The 25405-nt window shown below is 73.2% G+C and carries 20 protein-coding genes; 10 read left to right on the forward strand and 10 right to left on the reverse strand.

What is annotated here, in order from left to right:
• Positions 1-503: 4Fe-4S binding protein (locus DZF91_RS03815; protein WP_235834064.1), on the reverse strand; the 503-nt coding region annotated here is incomplete at its 3' end.
• Positions 504-707: 204 nt separating this feature from the next.
• Between DZF91_RS03815 and DZF91_RS03820 the strand changes: the two genes are divergently transcribed.
• Positions 708-1364 (forward strand): ComEA family DNA-binding protein, encoded by a 657-nt coding sequence (locus tag DZF91_RS03820; protein WP_158587842.1) that lies wholly within the window; start codon positions 708-710, stop codon positions 1362-1364.
• An 87-nt stretch (positions 1365-1451) separates the two neighbouring features.
• Here DZF91_RS03820 and DZF91_RS03825 read toward each other — a convergent pair whose 3' ends face one another.
• The 4 genes from DZF91_RS03825 to DZF91_RS03840 all read right to left on the reverse strand — a co-directional run bounded on the left by DZF91_RS03825 (position 1452) and on the right by DZF91_RS03840 (position 4593).
• On the reverse strand, positions 1452-2408 hold the full coding sequence (locus tag DZF91_RS03825; RefSeq protein WP_117356116.1) for a complex I subunit 1/NuoH family protein: 957 nt from the start codon (positions 2406-2408) through the stop codon (positions 1452-1454).
• The gene (locus DZF91_RS03830) at positions 2401-2958 is read right to left on the reverse strand and encodes an NADH-quinone oxidoreductase subunit C (protein ID WP_117356117.1); all 558 of its coding nucleotides are present in this window, start codon (positions 2956-2958) and stop codon (positions 2401-2403) included. Before DZF91_RS03830 ends, DZF91_RS03825 begins: the two co-directional genes overlap by 8 nt.
• Positions 2955-4103: an NADH-quinone oxidoreductase subunit B gene (locus tag DZF91_RS43220; protein WP_117356118.1), complete on the reverse strand. Its 1149-nt coding sequence runs from the start codon at positions 4101-4103 to the stop codon at positions 2955-2957. Before DZF91_RS43220 ends, DZF91_RS03830 begins: the two co-directional genes overlap by 4 nt.
• A gap of 118 nt (positions 4104-4221) precedes the next feature.
• On the reverse strand, positions 4222-4593 hold the full coding sequence (locus tag DZF91_RS03840; RefSeq protein ID WP_117356119.1) for an NADH-quinone oxidoreductase subunit A: 372 nt from the start codon (positions 4591-4593) through the stop codon (positions 4222-4224).
• A gap of 196 nt (positions 4594-4789) precedes the next feature.
• Between DZF91_RS03840 and DZF91_RS39395 the strand changes: the two genes are divergently transcribed.
• The 5 genes from DZF91_RS39395 (at position 4790) to DZF91_RS03875 (ending at position 12320) form a co-directional block, all read left to right on the forward strand.
• A complete protein-coding gene (locus DZF91_RS39395) occupies positions 4790-5479 on the forward strand; it encodes a hypothetical protein (RefSeq protein WP_158587843.1) in 690 nt (229 codons plus the stop codon).
• A gap of 29 nt (positions 5480-5508) precedes the next feature.
• Positions 5509-6870, forward strand: a complete 1362-nt coding sequence (locus tag DZF91_RS03860; protein ID WP_158587844.1) for a hypothetical protein — start codon at positions 5509-5511, stop codon at positions 6868-6870.
• Between the two features lie 719 nt (positions 6871-7589).
• Positions 7590-8684 (forward strand): LolA-like protein, encoded by a 1095-nt coding sequence (locus DZF91_RS03865; RefSeq protein ID WP_147340981.1) that lies wholly within the window; start codon positions 7590-7592, stop codon positions 8682-8684.
• Positions 8685-9397: 713 nt separating this feature from the next.
• Positions 9398-11239: a 2-oxoacid:acceptor oxidoreductase subunit alpha gene (locus tag DZF91_RS03870; protein WP_117356123.1), complete on the forward strand. Its 1842-nt coding sequence runs from the start codon at positions 9398-9400 to the stop codon at positions 11237-11239.
• Entirely contained in the window at positions 11232-12320 is a 1089-nt protein-coding gene (locus DZF91_RS03875) for a 2-oxoacid:ferredoxin oxidoreductase subunit beta (protein ID WP_235834065.1), read from the forward strand. The genes DZF91_RS03870 and DZF91_RS03875 overlap by 8 nt, the downstream gene beginning before the upstream one ends.
• Before the next feature lie 673 nt (positions 12321-12993).
• On the opposite strand, the gene DZF91_RS03880 is transcribed toward DZF91_RS03875, so the two are convergent.
• Genes DZF91_RS03880 through DZF91_RS39400 form a run of 3 tightly spaced genes read right to left on the reverse strand, consistent with a single transcriptional unit; the run spans position 12994 to position 13920 of the window.
• Complete coding sequence (locus tag DZF91_RS03880; protein WP_117356124.1) at positions 12994-13389, reverse strand: hypothetical protein; 396 nt, start codon at positions 13387-13389, stop codon at positions 12994-12996.
• 15 nt (positions 13390-13404) lie between these two features.
• Positions 13405-13755, reverse strand: coding sequence for a hypothetical protein (locus DZF91_RS03885; protein WP_117356125.1), 351 nt, complete (start codon positions 13753-13755; stop codon positions 13405-13407).
• 24 nt (positions 13756-13779) lie between these two features.
• Complete coding sequence (locus DZF91_RS39400) at positions 13780-13920, reverse strand: hypothetical protein (RefSeq protein WP_158587845.1); 141 nt, start codon at positions 13918-13920, stop codon at positions 13780-13782.
• Positions 13921-14743: 823 nt separating this feature from the next.
• Between DZF91_RS39400 and DZF91_RS03890 the strand changes: the two genes are divergently transcribed.
• The gene (locus DZF91_RS03890) at positions 14744-15406 is read left to right on the forward strand and encodes a SecDF P1 head subdomain-containing protein (protein ID WP_117356126.1); all 663 of its coding nucleotides are present in this window, start codon (positions 14744-14746) and stop codon (positions 15404-15406) included.
• Between the two features lie 277 nt (positions 15407-15683).
• On the opposite strand, the gene DZF91_RS03895 is transcribed toward DZF91_RS03890, so the two are convergent.
• Positions 15684-16508, reverse strand: a complete 825-nt coding sequence (locus tag DZF91_RS03895) for a YceI family protein (protein ID WP_117356127.1) — start codon at positions 16506-16508, stop codon at positions 15684-15686.
• Positions 16509-16623: 115 nt separating this feature from the next.
• On the reverse strand, positions 16624-19224 hold the full coding sequence (locus DZF91_RS42855; protein ID WP_328589113.1) for an MFS transporter: 2601 nt from the start codon (positions 19222-19224) through the stop codon (positions 16624-16626).
• A 494-nt stretch (positions 19225-19718) separates the two neighbouring features.
• Between DZF91_RS42855 and DZF91_RS03905 the strand changes: the two genes are divergently transcribed.
• The 3 genes from DZF91_RS03905 to DZF91_RS03925 all read left to right on the forward strand — a co-directional run bounded on the left by DZF91_RS03905 (position 19719) and on the right by DZF91_RS03925 (position 25039).
• Positions 19719-20375: a TetR/AcrR family transcriptional regulator gene (locus tag DZF91_RS03905; protein WP_117356129.1), complete on the forward strand. Its 657-nt coding sequence runs from the start codon at positions 19719-19721 to the stop codon at positions 20373-20375.
• A gap of 351 nt (positions 20376-20726) precedes the next feature.
• Positions 20727-24113, forward strand: coding sequence for an alpha/beta fold hydrolase (locus DZF91_RS41720; RefSeq protein WP_235834066.1), 3387 nt, complete (start codon positions 20727-20729; stop codon positions 24111-24113).
• Positions 24110-25039: an ABC transporter permease gene (locus tag DZF91_RS03925; protein WP_117356130.1), complete on the forward strand. Its 930-nt coding sequence runs from the start codon at positions 24110-24112 to the stop codon at positions 25037-25039. The genes DZF91_RS41720 and DZF91_RS03925 overlap by 4 nt, the downstream gene beginning before the upstream one ends.
• Positions 25040-25405 lie beyond the last annotated feature (366 nt).

Raw genomic sequence — 25405 nt, forward strand, 5'->3', positions numbered from 1 at the left:
CGCGGGCCGGGCGCGCCGCGCGTGCCGGACCTGCCGGGCGTCGCGCGCGTGCCGCGGGCTGCGGCACGCTCCGCGACCTGGACTTCCTTCGGCGGTTCGGCGTGCTCGTCGTGGGCCTGCGGCGGCGGGACGGTCCACATCCACTCGCGCAGGCGCTCGCGCTCGTGGGTCAGCTCGCCGATGTCGTACTCGGCGTACTCGAACTCCGGCGACCAGAACAGCGCGTCGAACGGGCACACCTCGATGCAGATGCCGCAGTACATGCACAGCGCGAAGTCGATGGCGAACCGGTCCAGGACGTTGCGGGTGCGCGGCCGTCCGCCGCCCTCGGCGGGCAGCGTCTCCTTGTGCGAGTCGATGTAGATGCACCAGTCCGGGCACTCGCGCGCGCAGAGCATGCAGACCGTGCAGTTCTCCTCGAAGAGCGCGATCACACCCCTGCTGCGCGGCGGGAGGTCAGGCTCGGCCTCCGGGTACTGCCGCGTGACCGAACGCCTGGTCATCGTCCGCAACGTGACGGCGAGCCCCTTGGCAAGCCCGCCTCCTGGCAACCGTCCCACGGCCCAATGATTGCGTACGCGGCGTCGCGGGGGAACGCGCCGGGCGCCGCGTTCGTCTCACCGGAGGGATGCCCTTGGAGGTGGTACGGCGTGTCGTCCGGACCAGAACCGCGTTACCCCACCGGCCCCGTACGTCCCGGAGGGCCGGTGCCGCCCTTCCCTCCGCCGCCCCGGCCGTCCCGGCTGACCGGTCTCGGCTGGGCGGTCGCCCCGCTGCTCACGCTCGGCTGGAGCACGCCGCTGACCTTCATGTACGCGGCGCTGAGGGTCCGGTCCGCGGTGCTCGGGGGCGCCGCGGTGGGGTACGCGCTCGGCATCATCCTCGCGGTGCACTTCTGGCTGTCGGGCGACATGGACACGTTCGTGCTCGGCCAGCTGGTGATGACGGCGGTGTGGATCGGCGGGTCCGTCCACGCGTTCACCCTGCGCCCGAGGGTGTTCGGCCTGCTCGAACCGGCGAGCGCGGCGAACGAGCACGCGGTCCGCCTCGTCCGGTACCGGCGGACGCTGCGCGCCGACGCCCGGCGGCTCATCGCCGAGGACCCGGCGCTCGCGCACGAACTCCACATCGGACGCCCCGACCTGACGCGCCTCTACGACGACGGCGGCCTGGTGGACGTGAACCACGCCCCGGCCGACGTCCTCACCACGCTGCCCGGTCTCACCCCGGCGCTGGCCGACCGGATCGTCCGGCACCGCGCCGAACACGGCGGATTCGTCTCGGTCGAGGAGCTGGCCGTGGACGTGGACCTGCCGCCCGCGCTCCTGCCGAAGCTCAAGGACTACGTGGTCTTCCTCGACTGACGCGCCGTCCCCTCGGGACGCCGGCCCGCCGCCACGCGCACAACCGCGACGGCCTCAGGACGCCTGTGAGCCGACCTCAGGGACGCGTCAGCCGACGGCGACCTTCAGGACGCCGGTCAGCGCGAGCTGCGCCAGGGACAGCGGGACGAGCCACACCCACGCGAGCCTCTGCAGCTGGTCCTCGCGCAGGCGCGGGTAGCTGACCCGCAGCCAGATCACCAGGAACGCGAGGACGAGGACCTTGGCGAGCGTCCACAGCCAGCCGAGTTCGGCGTCCAGGAACGGGCCCTTCCAGCCGCCGAGGAACAGCACGGTGGTCAGCGCGCACAGCACGACGATCCCCGCGTACTCGGCGAGGATGAACAGCGCGAACCGCAGCCCGCCGTACTCGGTGTACGGGCCGAAGATGATCTCGGAGTCGGCGACCGGCATGTCGAACGGCGGACGGCGCAGCTCGGCGAGGCCCGCGACGAAGAACACCACGCCGCCGACCGCCTGCCACGGCAGCCAGTACCAGCGCCACTCGCCGACGATCCCGGGCAGCGACAGCGTCCCGGCCGCCATCGCGACCGAGGACGCCGCGAACACCATCGGCAGCTCGTAGGACATGAGCTGCGCCGCGACCCGCATCCCGCCGAGCAGCGAGTACTTGTTCGCGCTCGCCCAGCCCGCCATGATCGCGCCGATCACGCCGACGCCCATCACCGCGAGCGCGAAGAACACGCCCGGACCGAGGTCCAGCGCGACCTGGCCGCGCGGGCCGACCGGGACGACCAGCAGCACCAGCAGGTACGGGACGAGCGCGACGACGGGGGCGAGCTTGAAGATCCGGCGGTCGGCGGCGGCCGGGACGACGTCCTCCTTCTGGACGAACTTCACCCCGTCGGCGACCAGCTGCGCCCAGCCGTGGAACGCCCCCGCGTACATCGGGCCGAGCCGCCCCTGCATGTGCGCCATGACCTTGTGCTCGATCTGGCCCACCAGCAGCGGCAGCACCGCGAACGCGGCGGCGACCAGCGCCAGCTTGACGACGACCTCAAGCATGCGAGGGCCCCCAGTCGTCGGGGACGCCGGGCGGGCGGACGCGGCGGCGGGACGGCGCGCCGTGCCCCGACTCGCCCGGCTCCTTCGCGCCCGGCCACGGCTTGGCGACGCGCGCGGCGAGGATGAAGTCCTTGCGCAGCGGATGGCCCTCGAAGCCGTCCGGGAGGAGCAGCGGGACGAGGTTCGGGTGGCCGTCGAACACGACCCCGAACATCTCGAACGTCTCGCGCTCGTGCCAGTTCGCGCCCCGGAACACACCGGTCGCGGTCGGGAGCACCGGGTCCTCGTGCGGGACGCGCGTCCGGACGAGCATGTGGTGCCCGCCCTCGAGGGAGTACAGGTGGGCGACGATCGCGAACCCGTCCTCCAGCTCGTCCACCGCGGTCAGCCAGTCGAAGAACGAGCAGCCGAGGTCGTCGCGCGCGAACGTGAGCGCTTCCAGCCAGGACGTCGCCGGGACGTCGGCCGTGACCTCGCCGTGGCTCTCGGACGTGGTGGCGGCTTCACCGAACCGCGTCGTCCACGCCTCGGCGAGTTCGGCGGGCGTCATCGCGTCCTGCCGATCTGGTCATCGCCCTCGTCGTCGTCCGCGAGGCCGGGGATGATCGACGGGTCGTGGTCCTGGAGCCGGGCCCTGCGGCCCCGCCCGGAACCGTTCTCCCTGCCGCGCCCCGACCCGTTCTCGCGGCCGCGGTCGGCGGACGGCGGCGCCTGCTCCGGACGCCTCGCCTCCAGCGCGGCGGGTGGCAGCCGCACGGTCTCCGCGGGGACGGTCGGGTCGTCCGGCGCGGGGATCGGCTCGGGGATCGGCTCGGAGATCGGCTCGGAGATCGGCTCGGGGATCGGCTCGGGGATCGGCTCGGGGATCGGCTCGGGGATCGGCTCGGGGATCGGCGGAAGCGGCATCGTCGTCACCGCGTCCGGCGGCCGGTGGACGAGCGGTTCGGCCTCCGGCCACGCGACCTCGGCGGACGTCGCCGCGCCGGGCTCGTTCGCGGCGGGCGCGGACGCGTCCGGTGCTGACTCTGACGCCGGTCCGGATTCGGAGGGCGGTTCGGGCTCGGATTCGGAGAGCGGTTCGGGCTCGGGGTGCGGTTCGGGCGGTGGCGGCGCGGGCTGGACCGGCCTGCGCAGGACCGTGGCCGGAAGCGGACGCGGCGGAGGCGGCGGCGCGACCGGCTCGGACCCGCCACCGTCGTAGCGGTCCCCGAGCGACTCGGCGGCGATCTTCTCCTGGAGCCGGATGATGCCCTGCAGCAGCGCCTCGGGACGCGGCGGGCAGCCCGGCACGTACACGTCCACCGGGATGATCTGGTCGACGCCCTTGGTGACGCAGTAGGAGTCCCAGTAGGGGCCGCCGCAGTTGGAGCACGCGCCGAACGAGATGACGTACTTCGGCTCGGGCATCTGCTCGTACAGGCGGCGGACGGCCGGGGCCATCTTGTCGCTGACCGTCCCGGACACCACCATCAGGTCGGCCTGGCGCGGGCCGGGCGCGAACGGGATCACGCCGAGCCGGATGAAGTCGTGACGGCTCATCGACGTCGCGATGAACTCGATGGCGCAGCAGGCGAGCCCGAAGTTGAAGACCCACAGCGAGTAGCGGCGGCCCCAGTTGAGCACGAACCGCACCGGCTTCGGCGCGAGCCGGGACAGCGGCCCGACGGTGGGCGGCGGAAGATCCACGGCGCTCATCCCGCCATTGTGGCCCACACCGCGTCCGATCCCCCGGCGCGCGTCCCGGCCGTCGGCCGGAGCCGCCTCCCGCCCCGCTTCTCGAATCACGTGGGGACCCGCGTCCTGGCCTTCGCGCTCACACCCACGACAGGACGCCCTTCTTGCCCGCGTAGGCGAGCCCGACGGCGAGGAAGGCCAGGAAGACGAACATCTCCCCCAGCGTCGTCATGCCGTAGCCGGGCGCGGAGAACACCGTCGCCCACGGGAAGAGGAACACCGCGTCCACCGCGAACACGACGTACAGGTAGGCGAAGACGTAGTAGCGGACGTAGGACTGCGCCCACCCCTCGCCGACCGGGTCGACCCCGCACTCGTAGGTGGTGAGCTTCTCCGTGGTCGGACGGCTCGGACGCAGCAGTCGGTTCGCGGCCAGGCCGCCCGCGACGAGGGCTCCGCCGACGGCGGCCAGCGCGGCGACGACACCGTAGGTGTGGAAATAGTCCTGCACGGGCTCCTCCGGGGACGGGTCCCGTCAAGTATCCCCGACGGGCTCCGCCGGGAGGCGTAGCCGGCCCACGCAGATGACGGGTTCACAAAGCGGACGCTTCGCCTCACGTTGGTGGGTGGAACCGCCGCGTTCCGGTGTGTAACGGCAACAGCGGTGACCGGATGGCCCGGCGGTGTCCGAAGGGGGCGTGATGAGTGTGAGCGCACTGCTCGCCGCCTACGCGCGCGTCCTCCCGAAGGAACCGGAAAGTGGTGTGCCGCGTCGCATGCAGGTGGGCACCACGGACGCCGGACTCCTCCCGGACGGCTCCCGGGAATCGCGCGACGCGGCCGACGCCTGCCCGCATTTCCGCGGCCCGGCGCACGCGCCCGCGACGGCCGCTCGGACAAGCGCGGGCGTCCTTCGGGAGTGGACCGCGGCGCGCCACCGCGACCCGTTCAAGATCAACAGTTCGGGTGCCGCCTTCCGCGAATTCGGGAAGGGCGGACGCGAACTGCCGCGACGCGAATCGGCCGTTCCGAACGCCGCTCCGGACGCCGTGCGGCAGCCGCTCTCGGCGAGCGCCGCCACGACCACCGCGATCGACGTCGGGACGGCGGACGACAGCGTGACGCTGCGCGGATGCGCCAGACCGTCGCGTGGCTGCGCGGGGTCGTCGCTACGCGGATGCGCCAGGTGGTCGCTACGCGGATGCGCCGGGAGGTCGCCGCACGGACGCTTCGCGACGCCGCACGGACGCCTCACGACGCTGTGCGGATGCGCCGCGACGCTGCGCGGATGCGTCGCCACCTCTCCAACGAATAACTCGTATCTCACAATTGCCCACCAATTGGGGGCCAGAGGATCACACGCCCTGATCTTTGCTGCACACTGGACAGGCATTTGAGGTCATATGACCTGGAAGGATGTGACCGGATGAGTAGTCCTCCGCCGCCGCCGCCCGGATGGGACCCCCCGGCCGGTCCCTCCTGGCCGCCTCCGCCGCCCGAGGGCCCCGGAGGTTCCGGCGGGACGGGCGGGCCCGGGTACCCCGGAGCGCCCGGTGCCCCCGGAGCGCCCGGCTACGGGCCGCCCGGCGCTCCCGGCGCGCCCGGATACGGCAACCCCGAGACGCCGCCGCCGTTCTACCCGCCGCCGCCCGGCCAGGGCATGCCGCCGGGGATGCAGCCCGGCCCCGGCATGCCGCCCGGACCGGGGATGCCGCCGCCCGGCAAGCCGCGCGGCAACGGCGGGCTGATCGCCGCGATCATCGGCGGCGCGGTGCTGCTCGTCGCGATCATCGTGGTCGTCGTCGTGGTGGTGGTCGTCAGCAACAGCGGTGAGAAGCCGGCCGACCGGCTGGCCAAGGCCGCCGACGCCGTCGCCGCCGCGCGGGTGCTCAGCTACAAGGGCACGATCGGCTCGACGTCCGACTCGCTGAACGGCGAGGTCAAGGTGACCAAGGGCGGTCGCGCGTACGGTCCGGTCACCTGGAGCGGCAACAACGTCACCTTCCTGTCGGCCGACGACAAGCTGTTCGTGAAGGCGCCCAAGTCGTACTGGTCGGGCAAGTTCACCTCGACGGTCAACAGCGGGATGCTCAAGGACGGCGACCAGTGGGGCGCGCTCGGCTCGTCCGAGCTGTCGGTCGACTTCAAGGACAACCTCACGCCGACCGCGGTCGCCGACCAGATGCGCAAGTACAGCAAGTACCGCCTCACGACGACCAAGACGGTGGCGCAGGGCAAGAAGGCGATCAAGATCACCGCGATCGGGACGAGCTTCTACCTCACCGCCGACGGCGACCCGCAGCTGCTCCGCTACGAGAGCAGCTACCCGACGGTCAACGCGGACGTCACCGCGCTGTCGGGCGGCACGGCGGCCCCGGTGATCAGCGACATGCGGGCCCAGATGGGTCAGCTGACCGACGCCATCGACTCCGACCACACCGCGCGCATCCAGGGCAAGGCCGAGTTCGTCAGCTGCAGGACGTTCGGCAACCCCTGCACGGTGAAGGCCGAGGTCTGGAGCACGCGCGGCACGCTGCCGTCCATCACGGTGAAGGTCACCTTCCGGCTGACCGAGAAGCAGGACGGCGGCAAGTACTTCGGCGACTGCACCAGCACCGGGACCGTCACCTCGTACGACGACGTGCCCGTCCAGTGCACGATCTCGGGCGGCGAGTGGGCGCGCACCGGCAAGAACTACCAGCGGGTGTGGGTGACGCCGTACGCGGTGTCGCTCGCCGCGTCCTCCAACGACGTCCAGACGCTGCAGCGGAACCTGGACTCGGAGTGACGCCGGGTCGGAGTAACACGGACTCGGAGTAACACCAGGGTGCCGGCTCCCTCCGGGGGCCGGCACCAGGCACGACACGACACCGTGCCGGACATGGCGCCGGGCACGGAACCGGCGGACGAGTGCCGGACGGGCTGCACCACCGCGCCCCGTCCGGCACTCTTTGTTGTTGACCGGTCGTCGGCAGGAAGAGCGCTGTGAGTTCCAACCAGGAGGGGACCTCCCCCGCACCCCCTTCCCACCCCCTCGGAACGTCCGCCGGGAACCGTCCGCCCCGGCGGCGGAGTTCTCCGGAGGACGGCGCGGAGACGGCACGAGGCGACCTCGGAGGCCCCGCCGGTCCGTCCGGTCCAATGTCGGGCGCGTCCGGTGGCGCACCGACCGGCCCGAGCGGCTCGGCCGCCCCCGGCGGTGCGCGTGGTCTCGGCAGTCCCACCGGTCCCGCCGGTCCGGGGGGTCGCGGCGGCCCGACCGGGCCCGGTGGTCCGGGTGGTCCGGGTGGTCCGGGCGGTCTCCGCAGTCCCACCGGTCCCGCCGGTCCGGGGGGTCGCGGCGGCCCGACCGGGCCCGGTGGTCCGGGTGGTCCGGGTGGTCCGGGCGGTCTCCGCAGTCCCACCGGTCCCGCCGGTCCGGGTGGTCGCGGCGGGCCGAACGGTCCGGGTGATCCGGGTGGTCTCGGCGACGGGACGGCGCGGGGGCCGCGGAAGCTGGTGCGGCGGGTGCTCGGAGTGCCGTCGCCGCTGCTCATCGGCGGAGCCGCGGTGATCGCGGTCGCACTGGCCGCCGCCGCGTTCATGCTCTCGGGCGACGACTCCGGCAAGAATCGGCGGCCCAAGGCGAAGGCGCGCGCGACCGCGGCATGGGCGGCGTCCGCGCGGCAGCGCCTGCTGGCGGCGTCCGCGGTCCGCTACGACGGGACGGTCCACCGCGACGGGAAGGCCGTCCGGCTCGTGCTCACCGTGTTCGACGGCGGCGCGGCGTCCGGGACGCTCACCGCGGGTCCCGAGCGCGCGGACGTCGTCGCGGCGGGCGGCGACACCTATCTCCGTGCCCCCGCGTCCTTCTGGAAGACCTACGGCGGTGAGCCCGGGCACGCCGCCGACTACGCGGGCCGCTGGACGAAGGCCCCGGCGAACCTGCCCGGCCTGGACGTGAAGGCCGTGTTCGCGCCGGACATGATCGCCAAGCGGCTCGCGGGCGCGGGCGAGCCGTCCACCGAGACCGTCGGCGGTGTCCGGGCGTACCGGGTGAAGACGCCGCGCGGCGACTACTTCTTCGGGGTGGACGCGCCGAACGCGCTCGTCCGCGTGCAGGCGGCGGTCGGGGACCAGCCGGTGTTCACCGCGGGCGCCGTCGCCAGTCCCGCCCGGTCCTTCGCCGAGGTGCGCGGGCGCGTCGCCGCGCTGGCGGGCGCGGCCGACTCGGCGCTGCGGTTCCGGCCGGGGAAGCTGTCGTTCGTCAACTGCGACCAGAACGTGGAGGGCTGCACGGTCAGCGTCCCGGCGACGCTCGTCCGCCCAGCCGGGTCGCCGCCGGACGGCGCGCGGGCGACCCTGCTCGCCACGATCGTGGCCGACCGCCGCACGCTCGGCTCGTGCACGGGCTCGGGCGCCGTCCCGTCGAACGGTTCGCTGGTGCTGCGCTGCACCGTGACGAGTTCGGGCTGGCGGTCGTGGATGAGGTCCGCGATGGACGACCCGGGCGCGCACGCGTACGAGGCGCACGCGCGGGTGCTGGGCGAGGCCGTGTCGGCGTCCCGTGTCTCGGAGCTGCTCACGCAGCTCGACCGGCACCGCCCCACCGCCGCTCCCTGACCGCCTGCGGATTGTCACCGGTGGGTCAGGAAAGCCCTGGGAGAGGTGCCGTGACCTGGAACACAAGCGGGAGTCGGGGCAGGGGTGGTGCGTACCGGCGCGCAAGCCGCTGCTTATAGTGCGTGGCGTGAACCCCGTGCCCCCGGAGACCTCCCGACGAGCCGCGCTCTTCCGGCGCCTCCACGTCGACTACTGCCGCCTGGCCAGCTGCCTGTGTCGCCGTCGTGCCTGAAGGACCGGATCAGACCGTCCCCGGCGGAGCGGTACCGGTCAGGCCCGCAGGGGCCGCCTTCCGGGGCCGCTGCGAAGGGCCTGCCGGCCGGGCCTGACGGGCCGTCCGGCGGTCGCGTCTGACGGCGGGCCGCCAGGGTGCCTCCGGACGGCGTGCCCAGCGGACGCCCCGGCCGGGCGCCGACCGCGAGTCGGCCGACCGAGCGTCGGGACGTCCACTCCGCGACTCGGCGGGGCGGCCCGGGCAGGACGGCGGCTCCACAAGGCGGCGGCGGCTCGGCGGGGCCGGATCCGGATTGCGCAAGAACAGCGACACGACAGCCCAATCCCGGTGATATGCCCGGATTGCGGGGTTGCGGGCCCTCCGGTCGGCCGACCGAGGCACCGCGGCCCGGACATACGATGAAGGTAAGCCTAAGTAGCGCCACGATCCCGGGCGCCTCCGCCGGGACGGACGCTGCGTGTCGAGGAGGTCTTCCTCTGTGACCAAGAAGGTCCAGCAACTCGACCGCGTCATCATCCGCTTCGCCGGGGACTCCGGCGACGGCATGCAGCTGACCGGTGACCGCTTCACCCAGGAGACGGCGGCGTTCGGCAACGACCTGTCGACCCTGCCGAACTTCCCGGCCGAGATCCGCGCCCCGGCCGGAACCCTCCCCGGCGTGTCCAGCTTCCAGTTGCACTTCGCCGACCACGACATCCTGACCCCCGGCGACGCCCCCAACGTGCTCGTCGCGATGAACCCGGCGGCGCTCAAGGCCAACCTCGGCGACCTGCCGCGCGGCGCCGACCTGATCGTCAACACCGACGAGTTCAGCAAGCGGAACCTGGCCAAGGTCGGGTACGCCGCCAACCCCGTCGAGGACGAGTCGCTCAGCGAGTATCGGGTGCACGCGCTGCCGCTCACCTCGATGACCGTCAAGGCCCTCGAGGACTTCGACATCTCCAAGAAGGACGCCGAGCGCGCGAAGAACATGTTCGCGCTCGGGCTGCTGTCCTGGCTGTACCACCGTCCCACCGAGGGGACGATCGCCTTCCTGGAGCGCAAGTTCGCCCGCAAGCCCGAGATCATGAAGGCCAACATCGCGGCCTTCCAGGCGGGCTGGTCGTACGGCGAGACGACCGAGGCGTTCTCGGTGCAGTACGAGATCAAGCCCGCCGACCACGAGCCGGGCCTGTACCGCAACATCACCGGCAACACCGCGCTCGCCTACGGGCTGGTCGCGGCCGGCGACCGCAGCGGCCTGCCGGTGTTCCTCGGCTCCTACCCGATCACCCCGGCCTCCGACATCCTGCACGAGCTGTCCAGGCACAAGCGGTTCGGCGTCCGGACGTTCCAGGCCGAGGACGAGATCGCCGCGGTCGGCGCCGCGCTCGGCGCGTCCTTCGGCGGCTCGCTCGGCGTGACCACCACGTCCGGCCCGGGCATCGCGCTGAAGTCGGAGACGATCGGCCTCGCCGTCGCGACCGAGTTGCCGCTGCTGGTCATCGACGTGCAGCGGGCCGGGCCGTCCACCGGCCTGCCGACCAAGACCGAGCAGGCCGACCTCATGCAGGCCATGTACGGCCGCAACGGCGAGGCCCCCGTTCCGGTGGTCGCGCCGCGCTCCCCGTCGGACTGCTTCGACGCCGCCCTGGAGGCCGCCCGGATCGCGGTGAAGTACCGGACCCCGGTGATCGTCCTGTCGGACGGCTACCTCGCCAACGGCTCCGAGCCCTGGAAGATCCCGGCGGTCGACTCGCTGCCGGTGATCGAGCCCGCCTTCGCGGAGCCGCACCAGGAGGACTTCCAGCCCTTCAAGCGCGACCCCGAGACGCTCGCCCGGCCGTGGGCCGTGCCCGGCACGCCCGGCCTGGAGCACCGGATCGGCGGCCTGGAGAAGGCGGACGGCTCCGGCAACATCTCCTACGACCCGGCCAACCACGACCTGATGGTCCGGCTGCGGCAGGCCAAGGTCGACGGCATCGCGAGCGACGTGGCGCCCCTCGAGGTGGACGACCCGTCCGGCGAGGCCCGGGTCCTGGTGCTCGGCTGGGGCGGGACGTACGGCGCGATCTCGGCGGCGGTCCGGCGCGTCCGCAAGGGCGGCGGCAGGATCGCGCAGGCGCACCTGCGGCACCTCAACCCCTTCCCGGCCAACACCGAGGCGGTGCTCCGCTCCTACGACAAGGTCGTGGTGCCGGAGATCAACCTCGGGCAGCTCGCGATGCTGCTGCGCGGCCGGTTCCTCATCGACGTCGTCAGCTACAACCGCGTCCGCGGCCTGCCGTTCAAGGCCGAGGAGCTCGCGGGCGTGATCCGGGATGTGATCGACAGTGAGTGAGACCAACGGCAACGGCGTCAACGGCGGCGGCGCGGCGGGCGGGCCCCTGGCGCTGTCGCTGGTGCCGAAGACCGACGCCAAGCAGACCATGAAGGACTTCAAGACCGACCAGGAGGTCCGCTGGTGCCCCGGCTGCGGGGACTACGCGATCCTGGCGGCCGTCCAGTCCTTCCTGCCGGAGCTCGGGCTGCGCAAGGAGAACATCACCTTCGTCTCCGGCATCGGCTGCTCGTCCCGGTTCCCGTACTACATGAACACCTACGGGTTCCACTCGATCCACGGCCGCGCCCCGGCGATCGCCACCGGCCTGGCCACGTCCCGCCCCGACCTGTCGGTGTGGGTCGTCACGGGTGACGGTGACGCGCTGTCGATCGGCGGCAACCACCTGATCCACGCGCTGCGCCGCAACGTCAACCTGAAGATCCTGCTGTTCAACAACCGGATCTACGGGCTGACCAAGGGCCAGTACTCGCCCACCTCCGAGACCGGGAAGATCACCAAGTCCACCCCGATGGGCTCGCTGGACTCCCCGTTCAACCCGCTCTCGCTGGCGATCGGCGCGGAGGGCACCTTCGTCGCCCGGACGATCGACTCCGACCGCAAGCACCTGCAGTCGGTGCTGCGCGCGGCGGCCGAGCACCGCGGCACCGCCCTGGTCGAGATCTACCAGAACTGCAACATCTTCAACGACGGCGCGTTCGACCCCCTGAAGGACGCGTCGGTCCGCGACGACATCACCATCCGGCTGGAGGACGGTCAGCCGATCGTGTTCGGCGCCGAGGGCCAGAAGGCCCTGCGCCGCACCCCGACCGGCTCGTTCGAGGTCGTGGCGACGGCGGACGTCGACCCGTCGGAGATCGCCGTGCACGACGCGTCCAACCCGGACCCGTCCCAGGCGTTCGCCCTGTCCCGCCTGGACTCCCCGGCCTTCGAGCACACCCCGATCGGCATCTTCCGCAACGTGGACCGGCCGTCCTACGACGAACTGATGCGCGCGCAGCTCGACGAGGCCGTCGAGACCCAGGGCGAGGGCGACCTCGCCGCCCTGCTCGGCAGCGGCGACACCTGGCGCGTCGACTGACGTCCCCCCGACGCACCGGCCACGCCGAACGGCCACCCCAAGGAGGGGCCCACTTCCAAGGAAGCGGGCCCCTCCTTGCCGTCACTCCACCCCCTCCGCCACCACCAGCCCGCTAGCCTCAACCCCGCCCGCCCGCCGCGCCGCACTTCCCTCCCCGCCCTTCGCGCCCTCCGCGCCCTTCGCGCCCGCCCGTCGCGTCGCGTCGTCGCGTCGCACTTCCGCTTCCCCCACCCCGCCTACCCGTAGCGTCGTACCTCTCGCTCCCCTCCACCCCGGCTGCCCGTCGCGTTCTTCCTTGCCCGCCGTCCCCGCCCGCCCGGCCTCCTTCACACGCCACCGAGCCCCGGCACCCCCGTGGCGCTACCCCCTGAAAGCAGGGGACGCCGCCCCCCGACCATGGACGAACAACGCGAGCGACGCGCTGATCATCCGCTCGGGGAGCCCTCGTCCAAAGCCCCCGGAGCGCGATCGGGACGCGAGGGGTTTTGTGCATCAAGGCCAATTTCGACCACGCCTCCGAGCGGGTTTTACTCACTCGTTCATGGCCGTTTTCCCATGGGTGACGACCTGGGCCCCGCCAAGGGATGCGTCGGCAGCCCCCTTCCTGCAAGACTTGGAGATCAACTGTCGGGGAGGTGACGATGCGGGTCGTTCCGCGCCGCAGCAAGGGTCGTCAGGAGAAGTCCGCCGACCCCAAGCCCGAGCGCGCCGGGAAGGGCCGCCGCCGCGGCACCGACCCCCTCGACCCCGCCACGCCCGACCAGCCGCAGCCCCAGGCCCTCGACCAGGGCAGCGAGACCAAGCCCGCCCCGAAGCCGTCCTCCCCTGACCCCGCCTCGGAGCACGCCTCCTCAGCGTCCAGCTCACCCCAAGCCTCCTCGTCGGGAAGTCCCTCTTCCTCGGCCCCTGCGAGGCGCACCGCGTCAGCGTCGAAGAACGCCTCCGGCGTGACACCGCCACAGAGCCCTTCGTCCACCTCACACGACGACACCTCCCCCACGCTCTCCCCAGACACCGCTTCCACGGCCGCGACCGCCTCGGACGCGTCCTCCCCAGGTACCGACCCCACGGCCGCGATCTCCCCTCACGCGGCCTCCTCGGATACGACCTCCTGGGGCGCGACCGCCTCCGAAGCGACCGCCCCAGATCGGGCCTCCACGGCCCAGGCCCTCACCGACCAGGCCCCCACGAACACGGCCCCCACGGGCCAGCCCCCTGTGGAGCGGGCCTTCACGGACACGGCCTCCCCCGAAGCGACCTCCACGAACGCGGCCTCCACGAACGCGACCGCCTCTAGCACGGCCTCCACGAACGTGACCTCCTCCGACGCTGCCCCCACGAGCGCGCTCCCCACGAACCCGGCCTTCTCGGAGGCGGCTTCCTCGGGAGTGCCCTCCACGAACGCGGCCTCGTCCGACGCGGCCTCCACGGACACGGCTTCGACGGACGCGACCGCCTCTCACAAGGCGTCCTCGAACGGGGCCCCCTCCGACGCGGCCTCCACGAACCCGACCCCCACGGGCACGGCCTCCACGAACCCGGCCCCTGCGGGCACGGCCTCCACGAACCCGGCCCCCACGGGCACGGCTTCCTCGGGCACGGCTTCCTCGGAGGGGCCCTCCTCTGCCACCCTGCCCGCGTTCGAGTCCGCCGGGCCTCCTCGGAAGCTCGGGCGGCGCGAGCGGAAGCGGCTCGAACGTCTTCAGGCCGCGACCGCCACGCAGCAGGCCGGGACCTCTCCGGTCCCTCGCCCCGGCACATCCGACGACGCAGGCACCGGCCAGGCCGCGACGACCGAGCTCACAGCGCCGTTGTCTCGCGTCCCCTCACCGGGGATGTCCGCGGACGAGGCCGAGCGCGTCACGTCACCACGGAAGCCCGCGGACGCCGCCGAGCGTGTCGCCTCCCCCAGCGCGGGAGCATCCGGTGCTTCCTCCCGCGCTGGAGCGTCCGGCTCTTCCCGCGCTGGAGCGTCCGGCTCTTCCCGCGCTGGAGCGTCCGGCTCTTCCCGCGCTGGAGCGTCCGGCTCTTCCCGCGCTGGAGCGTCCGGCGACGGCGAAACCGCACCCCTTCCCGCCGAGTCGGCGGGTTCTGGTGCGGCGTCGGCGGGCTCGGACGCGACTCCGACCGGCGGCAAGACGGCCGCCGGCAAGACCGGTCGCTTCCGGAAGAGGGCGGCCTCCGCCGGGACGGCGACCGCGGGCTCCGCCCAGCCACGCGGCGGTTCTCCGACGCTTGGCGACTCCTCCGCAACGGACGCGGCACCCCGACCTGGCAGCACCCATGCGTCGGGCGAGGCGACCGCCCCAGGGGCCGGGCAGGCACGCGGGAAGAGGGCGCGAGGCGGCAAGGGGGCAGCGGCCGGACCGACGGCGTCCCAGGGCACGGTGGGGGCCGGAGGGACGGCGTCCACCACTCTCACCATGCCGCGAGGCGCCGACGACGACCCGGAGAGCCCCGACGCCAGGCGACGGGCGCGCTCCAGGGCGCGGCAGCGCGAAGCGGCCGAGGTCAAGCGGAGCCGTGCCGAACTGCGCGGCGGACGGGCCCGGCCGGACGGCAGGGACCAGGGCGCGCGCGAACACCGGGCCGCCCTCGTCACCCTGGTGCTGACGCTGGGCATCCTGATCGCGGCCGTGGCCGTGACGGGCGCCCTGATCGCCGGGTCCATGAAGGAGCGTCCGATCGCGCTGGCCTCCCCGCTGCAGATCTTCCCGGTCTCCCAGACGAGCCCCGGCCAGTGCCCGGCGGGCACGCAGGGCGTCACCGGGCAGACGACCACGGGCCTGGTCTGCTACCAGCTCACCCAGGGCATGTCGATCCGGAAGGTGACCGACCTGCGGGTCCAGCGGGGTCGCACCGGGGGCGCCTACGACGTCGCCGTCACCCTCCGCCCCTCCGACCGCAAGGCGTTCGCCCAGCTCACCCGGGCGACGCTCGGACGGGACGTCGCCTTCGTCACCGGTAATCGGCTGATCACCGCGCCGCGCGTGGAGATGGCCATCACCGACGGCAAGGTCGTCATCACCGGGACGCCGGACCGCGCCTCCGCCGACCGCCTGGTCCACGACCTCAAGGGCCGCTGACCCGGACTCCGCCCGGCACCCCCGCTCCCGAGACCCCCCGGACTCCTCCTGGGGCTCCCACTCCCGAGAACAACCGGGCTCCTCTGGGCGCTCCCACTTTCGCTCTCAAGAACGCCCAGGCTCTTTCCCGGGCTCCCGAGAACACTCGTCCCGCTCTGACGAGACCTCATCGAAGGCTCCCCTCCGCCCGCTCATGCGGACCGTCGACTCCGTTTCCATCGTCGTCGTCGCCGGTCCGCGTCACAAGCCCGTCCACAACCTGTGGACAACTTCGGGGTCAGCCGGGCAGAGAGGTGCCCTGAGCTGCCTGGATCTCCAGTTCGATCTTGAGGCTGTCCCCCACGGCCGCGATGCCCGCCTCCAGGATCTGGTTGAACCGGATGCCGAAGTCGAGGCGGCGGAGCCGGGTCGTGGCGCGGAAGGCGGCGCGGACGCCGCCCCACGGGTCGGGCCCCGTGCCGAGGTACGTCAGGTCCAGGTCGACCGGACGGGTGTGGCCGTTGAGGGTGAGGTGGCCGTGGACGGTCCAGCGGTCGTCGCCGCGCGGGGTCAGGCCCTCCCCGCGGTACTCGATGACGGGATGTTCGGCCACGTTGAGGAAGTCCGCCGAGCGCAGGTGCTCGTCGCGGGCCCGGGTTCCGGTGTCGATGGACGCGGCGTCGATCCGGGCGACGACCCGGGACGCCTCGACCGGTTCCGCGATGTCGATCCGTCCCTCGAAGGATGTGAACCGGCCGCGCACGCTGGACAGGCCCAGGTGCTGGGCGAGCGCGGCGACCGACGAGTGCGCCGGGTCGATCGTCCAGGGGCCCGGGGGCGGCAGCTCGACACCGCCCGCCCGGGCGAGGACGACCGTGCCGAGGTCGGCTCGTCCGGACGCGGTCACGATCAGCGTTGACGCGGCCGGTGCGTAGCCGACGGCGGTCACGATCGCCGTGTACGCGCCGGGCGGCGGGGCGGGCGCGGCGAGGTCGCCGTTCTCGCCCGCCTGCACCCGCGCGACCTGCGTCCCCGTCGGGTCGGTGATGGTCACGGCGGCGTGCGGGACGGCCCAGCCGTCCCGTGTCCGCACCGCCGCGCGCAGCCCCCGGCTCACTTCCATGTCACAACGCCCGCATTCCGAAATCGTGGTTCCCCGTGTCCCCGGAGAGTCCCGGGGGTTCTTCCCTGTGGCGGTGAAGCCCTGGGGCCGTCCCGCACGACGGCCCCAGGGGGCGTCACTCGTCCGGGAAGCCCAGCCGGAGGTCGTGGTCCTCCAGGCTGCCGCCCGACAGGTTGAGCCCGGTCGCGACCGGCGGGAAGCCGGACGCGATCACCGTGTACTGGCCACCGGTCAGGTCGGTGAAGGCGTACTCGCCGTCCGGGCCGGTCGTCGTAAGGCCGACGACGTCGCCCGCCGCGTCCACGAGCGTGACGCGGGCCCGGCCGACCGGCTGTCCGGCGTCGTCGCGGACGACACCGCGCACGTGCACGCCCGCGGGGAGCCGCACGTCCTGCCGGGTCTGGCCGTTTCCGGTCACCTCGACCTGGAGCGCGGCGGGACGGTGCCCGGCGGCGCTGACCGCGATCGTGAAGGTGCCGGACACGACGTCCTGGAACGTGTACTCGCCGGACGCGTCGGTCCGCGCGCTGCCCACGACCTCGCCGCGGACGTCCGTGACGACCACGGTCGCGCCGTCGATCGGTGTGCCGTCCGCGTCGGACACGGTCCCCACCAGCCCGGCGTTGCCCGCCAGGACGAGGTCGAAGTCGACCGGACCGTCGCCCACGGCCAGCGTCGCCGCGCGCGGCTCGTGCCCGCCGGTCGCGGCGATCAGCACGTACGTGCCGGGACCGGGGGTGACGAGCGCGTACGCGCCGTCCGGCTGCGTGACGGCACGGCCGAGCTGGCGTCCGGCCACGTCGATGAGGGTCACCGCGGCGGACGCGACGGGCAGCCCGCCGCCGCCCCGGACGACACCGCTGATCGTCGCGCCGCCACCGGAGCCCGGCGCACGGAACGCCTCGGGCTCCGCGGAGACCGCCCCGGAGGCGGGGAAGGCCTGCGCCTGCGTCGCGGCCGGCTCGGTCACGCCGCCCATGCCTGCGGTCCCGTTCGGCGACGGGCTACCGGCGACGGCCGCACCGCTCGTGGGCGCCCCGACACCGGCGAGTTCGCGGTCGGTTCGGGCGTGCCGTCCGGCGGAGGCGGACGCGACCGCGGCGGCGGCCGGACCGGCGGCCGCGGCGGGTCCGCCCTCGGGCTGCTCCACACGGCCGACGGCGCTGCGCAGCGGCAGTTCCTTCAGGAAGAGCACCACGACGAACCCGACCAGCGCGACCGGGACGCCCACCATGAACACCGTCTGCAGCGACTGGGTGAACGCCTCCAGGACGATGCCCTTGAACGGCTGCGGCAGGTGCTGGACGGCCTCCGGGGTGCCGAGCGCGCCGCCGCTCGCGGGCGGACGGACGTGCGCGGCGGCCAGTCCCTCGGTGAGGTGGTGCGTGAGCCGGTTGTTGAGGATCGCGCCGAACGCCGCCGTGCCGATCGCGCCGCCGAGGTTCCGGAAGAACGAGACGCCGGACGTGGTGGCGGCGAGGTCGGTGATCGCGGCGGCGTTCTGCGCGGCCAGGATCATGATCTGCAGCGTGAGGCCGAGGCCCGCCCCGAGCACCGCGATGTCCGCGCCGATGACCAGCTTGCTGGAGTCGACGTGGAGCTGCGACAGCAGGTACATCGAGCCGGCGACCAGCGCGAGGCCGACGACGGGGAACCACTTGTAGCGGCCGAGGCGGGTGACGACCTGGCCGGATCCGGTCGAGGTGACGAACATCGCGGCCACCATCGGCAGCGTCATCAGCCCGGACTTGGTGGGCGACATGCCCTTGACGATCTGCAGGTACTGCGGCAGGTAGATCATCGCGCCGAACATCGCGACACCGACGGCCAGGGAGGCGATCGAGCAGAGCACGAAGGTCGGGTTGCGGAACAGCCGCGGCGGCAGGATCGGCTCGCGCGCCGCGCGCTCGGCGAACACCGCGCCGACGAGCAGGACGAACGCGATGGCGGCGAGGACGTAGGTCCACGTGGAGTTCCAGTCGAACTCCTTGCCGCCCATGGTGAGGATCAGCATGACGACGGTCGCCGCGCCGGTGATCGTGAAGGCGCCGAAGACGTCGATGCGGGTGTCCCGCTTGATCTTCGGGAGCTTCAGCACCTTCTGCATGACCGCGAGCGAGATGATCGCGAGCGGCACGCAGACGTAGAAGCACCAGCGCCAGCCGAGCGCGTCGGCGTCCACGATGAAGCCGCCGAGCATCGGCCCGGCGACGGTCGCGACGCCGAACACGGCGCCCATGTAGCCGGAGTAGCGGCCCCGCTCGCGCGGCGGGACGACGTCGCCGAGGATGACCTGCGCCAGCGCGGACACGCCTCCGACGCCGAGCCCCTGGAACGCGCGGGCGCCGATGAGCTGGCCGATGTTCTGCGACAGTCCCGCGCCGACCGAGGCCAGCACGAAGATCACCAGCGCCGACTGGAACATCAGCTTGCGGCCGAGGATGTCCGACAGCTTGCCCCACAGCGGCGTGGAGGCGGTCATCGTCAGCAGGGACGCGCTCGCCACCCAGGACAGCTGGTCCTGCCCGCCGAGGTCCCCCACGATCGTGGGCAGCGCGGTGCCGACCACCGATGTGGAGATCATCGTGGTGAGCATCGCGATCATCAGCCCGGAGAGGATCTCCAGGATCTGCCGGTGCGTGTAGCGCACCGGCGCCGGCCCGCGTCCGGCCGCCGCGGCACCCGGACTCTGCGGCAGCACGCCCGCTTGAGCCACTCTGTCTCCCATCCCATCAATTACGTGTGTTTTGCATATATGCTATGTAGACGTCCGTTTACTTGCAACGCGGGGATACTGGAAGCGACCAGGATCACGTTGGAGCCGGAGCGATGACCGACCTCACCAGCGACCTCACCGGCGCCCGCCCCGACCGGGCGGCGACGGGGGCGCGAGCCCTCTACGCCGCCCAGGCCCCCGGCCCGGGCGCCGCCCCCGCCACGGCCTCCAGCGCCGCCCCGGACGCGGCCTCCCCTACGGGCTCCGGCACGGACACGGGCGCGAATCCCGGTGCGGACCCAGGCGCGGCCTCCGCTACGGGCTCCGTGGCGGCCTCCGGTGCTGACTCCGGCACGGCGTCCGCCACGAACCCCGGCGCGGCCCCCGGTACGGACCCCGGCGCGTCCGCCGCGGCCCCTGGCGCGGACCCCGGTTCGGTCCCCGGCGCGGCCTTCGGTGCTGATCCAGGCGCGGCCTCGGCTGCGGACCCCGGCATGGACCCGGGCGCGGCCTCCGGTGCAGTCCCTGGTGCGGACCCCGGTGCAGACGCCGGTGCGGGCCGTCCGCAGCCGGACGACGACTGCGCCGCACACGGCGGCCGGCGGCGGAACCGCGAGGCGACCGAGCGGCGGCTGCTGGACGCGGCGCGCGACCTGTTCGGGGAGCACGGCTACGACGGAGTGACCGTCCGGATGATCGCAGCGGCGGCGGGAGCGAACGTCGCGCTGGTCAACCGCTACTTCGGCTCGAAGGCGGCGCTGTTCGGGCACGTCCTCGCGGGCGAGTCCGCGCTGCGCGAGGTGATCGTCGGCACGCCGGACGCCGCGCTCCTCCCCCGGCGCCTGGCCGAGCACGTCGCCCGGCAGACCCACAGGGTGCCGCCGAGCCCGCTCGTCCGGATGCTGGACCGCTCGGTCGGCAACCCCGAGGTCCAGGAGATCCTGCGGGGACACATGGACGAGGTGCTGGTGGAGCCCCTGGTCGCCAAGCTCACCGGCCCCGGCCGGCGCACCCGCGCGACGCTCGCCGCGATGATCATCATGGGCGGCGGCCCGGTGCGGCGAATGCTCGACATCGACGACCTGCGCTCCGCCGACCGCGCCGAGCTCACCGAACGCCTGACCGCGATGTTCACCGCCGCCCTCCGCTGAACCGTTGTCGCCGCCGGGCGGCCCGCTCGGTGTGACCGCTGCCGTTGCTCATCCGTCGACGGACGACCTCTGAGCGGCGTCAGGACGGTCGCAACGCACCGCTTGCCGCTGAATCCACCGTTGAGCTGCGGGTTCTGCCCGGTGGACGCCGTCGCCGTCTCGGCTCGTCTCGTCCGAGCGCTCGCCGCGCCTCCGCGTGAGGCGACCAGTTGGCCGGAGGCGGATCCTGCCTGAGGAGGACGGGGTGGCGGACGGTACATCTCGGGGCGCAGGAGCGCTGGGGACCAGCGGCTGAGCGACCGGGGTGAGCGGCCCCGTAGTCTGCCGGATATGCGGGTGGGCGGGGGAATTATGCGTCGCTGGAGGGCCTTCGGAGGCCCCGGACGGCGCTGGACGGCCGTCGGAGGCGTCGCGGCTCTGGTCGCCGCGGGCGGGCTGGCGTACGGGATCGGCGTGTCGGACGGACCGGCCGTCCGGTCGTCCGAGCAGTGGATCTCCGTGGTGGACGGCCCGCGCGACGACCAGCACGTCCGGCTGGACACGGCGTTCTACCGACCCGCCGGAAGCGGACGCGTCCCGGCGGTGCTGCTCGGGCACGGGTTCGGCGGGACCAAGGACGACATGCGCGCCGAGGCGCGGCGGCTGGCGCGGGACGGGTACGCCGTCCTGACCTGGTCGGCGCGCGGCTTCGGGCGCTCCACAGGGCAGATCGCGCTGGACTCCCCCGACTATGAGGTCAAGGACGTCCGGCAGCTGATCGACTGGCTGGCGCGCCGTCCCGAGGTGCGGCTGGACGGGCCCGGCGACCCGCGCGTGGGGATGACCGGCGAGTCCTACGGCGGCGCGATCGCGCTGATGACCGCCGGACACGACCGCCGCGTGGACGCGATCGCCCCGCGCATCACGTGGAACAGCCTGCCGGACGTCTTCTTCCCCAACGCGGACGGCCAGGGGCCGGGGACGGGCGTGTTCAAGAAGCTGTGGGCCGGGCTCTTCTTCACCAGCGGCGCGGGCGGGACGGCCTGCGGCCGGTTCCTGCCGGAGCTGTGCGCGATGTACCAGCGGGTCGCCGAGTCCGGGCGTCCGACGCCGGAGGCGGTGCGGATTCTGGCCGCGTCGAGTCCCGCATCCGTGGCGGACCGAATCCGGGTGCCCTCACTGCTCATCCAGGGACAATCCGACTCGTTGTTCCCCCTGGACCAGGCGGATGCGAACGCGCGGGCGATCGCCCACAACGATTCGCCCGTGCGAACCGTTTGGTATCAGGGGGGACATGATGGCGGCGATCCCGAGACGAGCCGACTGGAGGGCTATGTACGCACCTGGTTCGACACCTATCTGAAGAACGGCGGCGAAGCCTCGACGGGCGACGCCGGAAACAACGGCGGCACAACAGCCCCGAGCAGCGGCGGCGCGACGGCCCCGACCGGTGGCGCGACGGCCTCGAGCGGTGGCGCGACGGTGCCGAACAGCGGTGGCGCAGCGGGAGCTACCGGCGGTGGTGTGACGGTCCCGGGCGTCGGTCGTGTCGGGACGTCCGCGCCGAGCAAGGGGACGCCGGCCGACGGCTTCACCGTGACCCGCACGGGAGGCGTCGACTCGTCCAGCCAACGCGTGGTCGTGACCGCCGCGTCCACGGGGACGTATCCGGGGCTTTCGGCGAACCCGCGCGTTCTGCCGTTGCACGGCGCCGCGCAGCCCGTCCACAACCCGGCGGGCGGGACCCCGGCGGCGGTCTCCGCGCTGCCCGGCCTCGGCGGCCTGGACGCGCTGGGCTCGCTCGGCGGTCAGGCCATGGGCGGCGCGGGCGGCTTCGCCCTCGACATCCCGGGGCAGTCGGCCGTCTTCGACACGTCCGCGCTCACCGAGCCGTTCCGGCTCACCGGAGCGGCGTCCGTGCGCCTCAAGGTCACCGGCCGGCAACAGGACCGCCAGACCACCAGCCCGCCGCAGGACGGCACGCCCCCGAAGGTCCCGCAGGCTGGCGAGGGCACCGGCCCGCAGGACGGCAAGCCCACGAGTCCTCCCCAGAACGGCACGAACCCCAGCCCGCCACAGGACGAGGCGAACGCCAGCCCGCCACAGAACGGCACTAACACCAGCCCGCCACAGGGCGACGCGAGCACCAGCCCGCCGCAAAACGGCACTAACACCAGCCCGCCACAGAAGGGCGCGGGCACCAACTCGCCTCAGGATGGGAAGGGTGTGGGGCTGCCTCGGGACGGCGCGTCGCTGTTCGCCAAGATCTACGACGTGGCCCCGGACGGGAACGCGACCCCTGCCCGGCGGCTCGCCGCGCCGTTCCACGTGTCCTCGACGGACGACGTGCAGGTGACGCTGCCCGCGATGGACTACCGCTTCGAGGCGGGGCACCGCATCCGGATCGTGGTCGCGACGACCGACATGGGCTTCGCGACGCCGCCCCGGCCCGCCTCGTTCACGGTCGCGGCCACGTCGGGCCTCACCGTGCCCTCCGTCCCGTCGCTGCGCACTCCGGCCGCTCCGCTTCCCGCCTGGGTCTGGGCACTGCCCGCCGGCGCCGCCGCGCTCGCCGCCGGGATCCTGCTCACCGGCCGCCGCAGAACGTCCGCGCCATCCCCGCTCGGCCCCGAGGCCCCGAACGTCACCCCGCAGGCCAACCGCCCGGCCGATACCCGCGAACCCGCCGCTGCGACCGTCCTGCCCGGCGTCAATGGACATTCCAAGAACGCCACCGCAGAAGAACCCGAAGACGCCGCACGCACAGAAGAAAACCGCGCAGAGACGAACGCACATCCCACCCTCTCCGCCGCAGAAGGCGGCAAGCCGCCCAGCGAGACCAGCGAGCCCGCCTCGCGGAGCAACGGACGCGACACGGCAGCCGGCGCACAGCCCGGTACCGCCAGCGCACAGCCCGAAGCCACCAGCGAGGCGGCGCGCGCGGCCCACAACGGCGGCGCACGGACCGAGGCGCGCGGCCTCAGCCGCCCGAGCACGAGGGAGCGCCCGAGCACGAGCGAGGCGTTCGATCCCGCGCTGGCCGACGTCCCGCTGCAGATCAGCGGTCTGACCAAGGCTTACGCGAACGGGTACCGCGCCGTCTCCGAGCTGTCGTTCCGCGTCGAGCGGGGCCAGGTGCTCGGCCTGCTGGGCCCGAACGGCGCGGGAAAGACGACGACACTGCGCATGCTCATGGGCCTGATCCATCCGGACGAGGGCGAGATACGGATCTTCGGCCACCGGGTCGGTTCCGGGGCGCCGGTGCTGTCGCGGCTCGGGTCGTTCGTCGAAGGGCCGGGGTTCCTGCCGCACCTGTCCGGACGCGACAACCTCGACCTCTACTGGCGGGCGACGGGCCGTCCGGCCGGGGCCGCGCACCTGGCGGAGGCGCTGGAGATCGCGGACCTCGGCGCCGCGCTCGACCGCGCCGTCCGCACCTACTCGCAGGGCATGCGGCAGCGGCTGGCCATCGCGCAGGCCATGCTCGGACTGCCCGACCTGCTCGTGCTGGACGAGCCGACCAACGGCCTGGACCCGCCGCAGATCCGGGAGATGCGCGAGGTCCTGGTCCGGTACGCGGCGTCCGGCCGGACCGTGATCGTGTCCAGCCACCTGCTCGCCGAGGTCGAGCAGAGCTGCACGCACGCGGTGGTCATGGCCGGCGGACGGCGCGTCGCGGCCGGACCGGTCAGCGAGATCACCGGCACCGGACGCCGGCTGGAGGACGCGTTCCTGGAGATCATCGGAGAGGGATCATGACCGGATCCGCCCGTCTCGACGGCGGCGCGCCGTCCGCGCCCCGCCGGGCCGTCCCGCCCCCGCCGGCGGACGGCCCGAACCCGGACGGGTCGTCCGCCGGGTACGCGGTCGGGCGGACGCTGCCGCTGCGCGTGGAGGCTGTCCGGCAGTTCCGGCGCCGCCGGACGCTGCTGGCGTTCGCGATCCTGCTCGTCCTGCCGTGGCTGCTGGTCGCCGCGTTCGAGATCGGCGGCGAGCCGTCGTCGCGGCAGGGCGCGCCCGGCCTGGTGGACGTCGCGACCGCCGGCGCGGTGAACTTCGCGCTCTTCACGCTGTTCGTGTCGGCGGGCTTCCTGCTGGTCGTCGCGGTGGCGCTGTTCTGCGGCGACACGGTCGCGAGCGAGGCGGGATGGTCGTCGCTGCGCTACCTGCTCGCCGCGCCCGTGCCCCGCGCGAGGCTGCTGCGGCAGAAGCTCGTCGTGGCCTTCGCGTACGCGGTCGTCGCCGTCGTCAGCCTGCCGCTGATGTCGCTGGTCGCAGGGGCCGTCGCGTTCGGCTGGCACGACGTTCGGCTGCCGACGGGCGGGACCGTGCCGGTCGGCACCGCCCTCGGCCGGATGGCCGTCGTCGTGGCGTACGCGCTGGTCAGCGAGCTGGTGGTGGCGGCTCTGGCGTTCCTGCTGTCGGTCCTGACCGACTCCCCGCTGGGCGCGGTGGGCGGCGCGGTCGGCCTGGTGATCGTCAGCAACATCCTGGACGCGGTGACCGCGCTCGGCGGCTGGCGCGACTTCCTGCCCACGCACTGGATGTACGCGTGGACGGACGCCCTCCAGCCGCAGATCCAGTGGTCCGGGATGATCAAGGGCACGGCGGTCTCGGTCTCCTACGCCGTCGTCCTGCTGGCCCTGGCGTTCCGCCGATTCCGCGCCCGCGACATCGTCTCCTGAGCCCGGCCCGATCCGACTCCGGGTGATCGTCCGGCGACACAAAGCACACCCGGCTTCCGCAAAATCGGTCGAACGCGCAGAGGGCGTCCCATAAGCTCATCGAACCTCGCGTTCGGCGGGTACGTCGAACACGGTGAGCGCGACATCGGCTCGATCGAACGGGTTAAACCCGGCCCGACGGGGGAGATGATCACCATGGCACGGCAGCAGCTCGTCAAACGCCCGAAGCCCCCACGTCAACCGAGCCCGCCCGACCTCAGGACGCCCTCGGGACGCCTCCTGCCGTACTGACCCCGACTTCCACCGCCTCGCGCGGCCCCAACGAACCGGAGCGCCGGGCCCCCGCACACGGGGCCCGGCGCTCCG

The organism is Actinomadura logoneensis, from assembly GCF_003428695.1.
GTDB classification, from domain to species: Bacteria; Actinomycetota; Actinomycetes; order Streptosporangiales; family Streptosporangiaceae; genus Spirillospora; species Spirillospora logoneensis.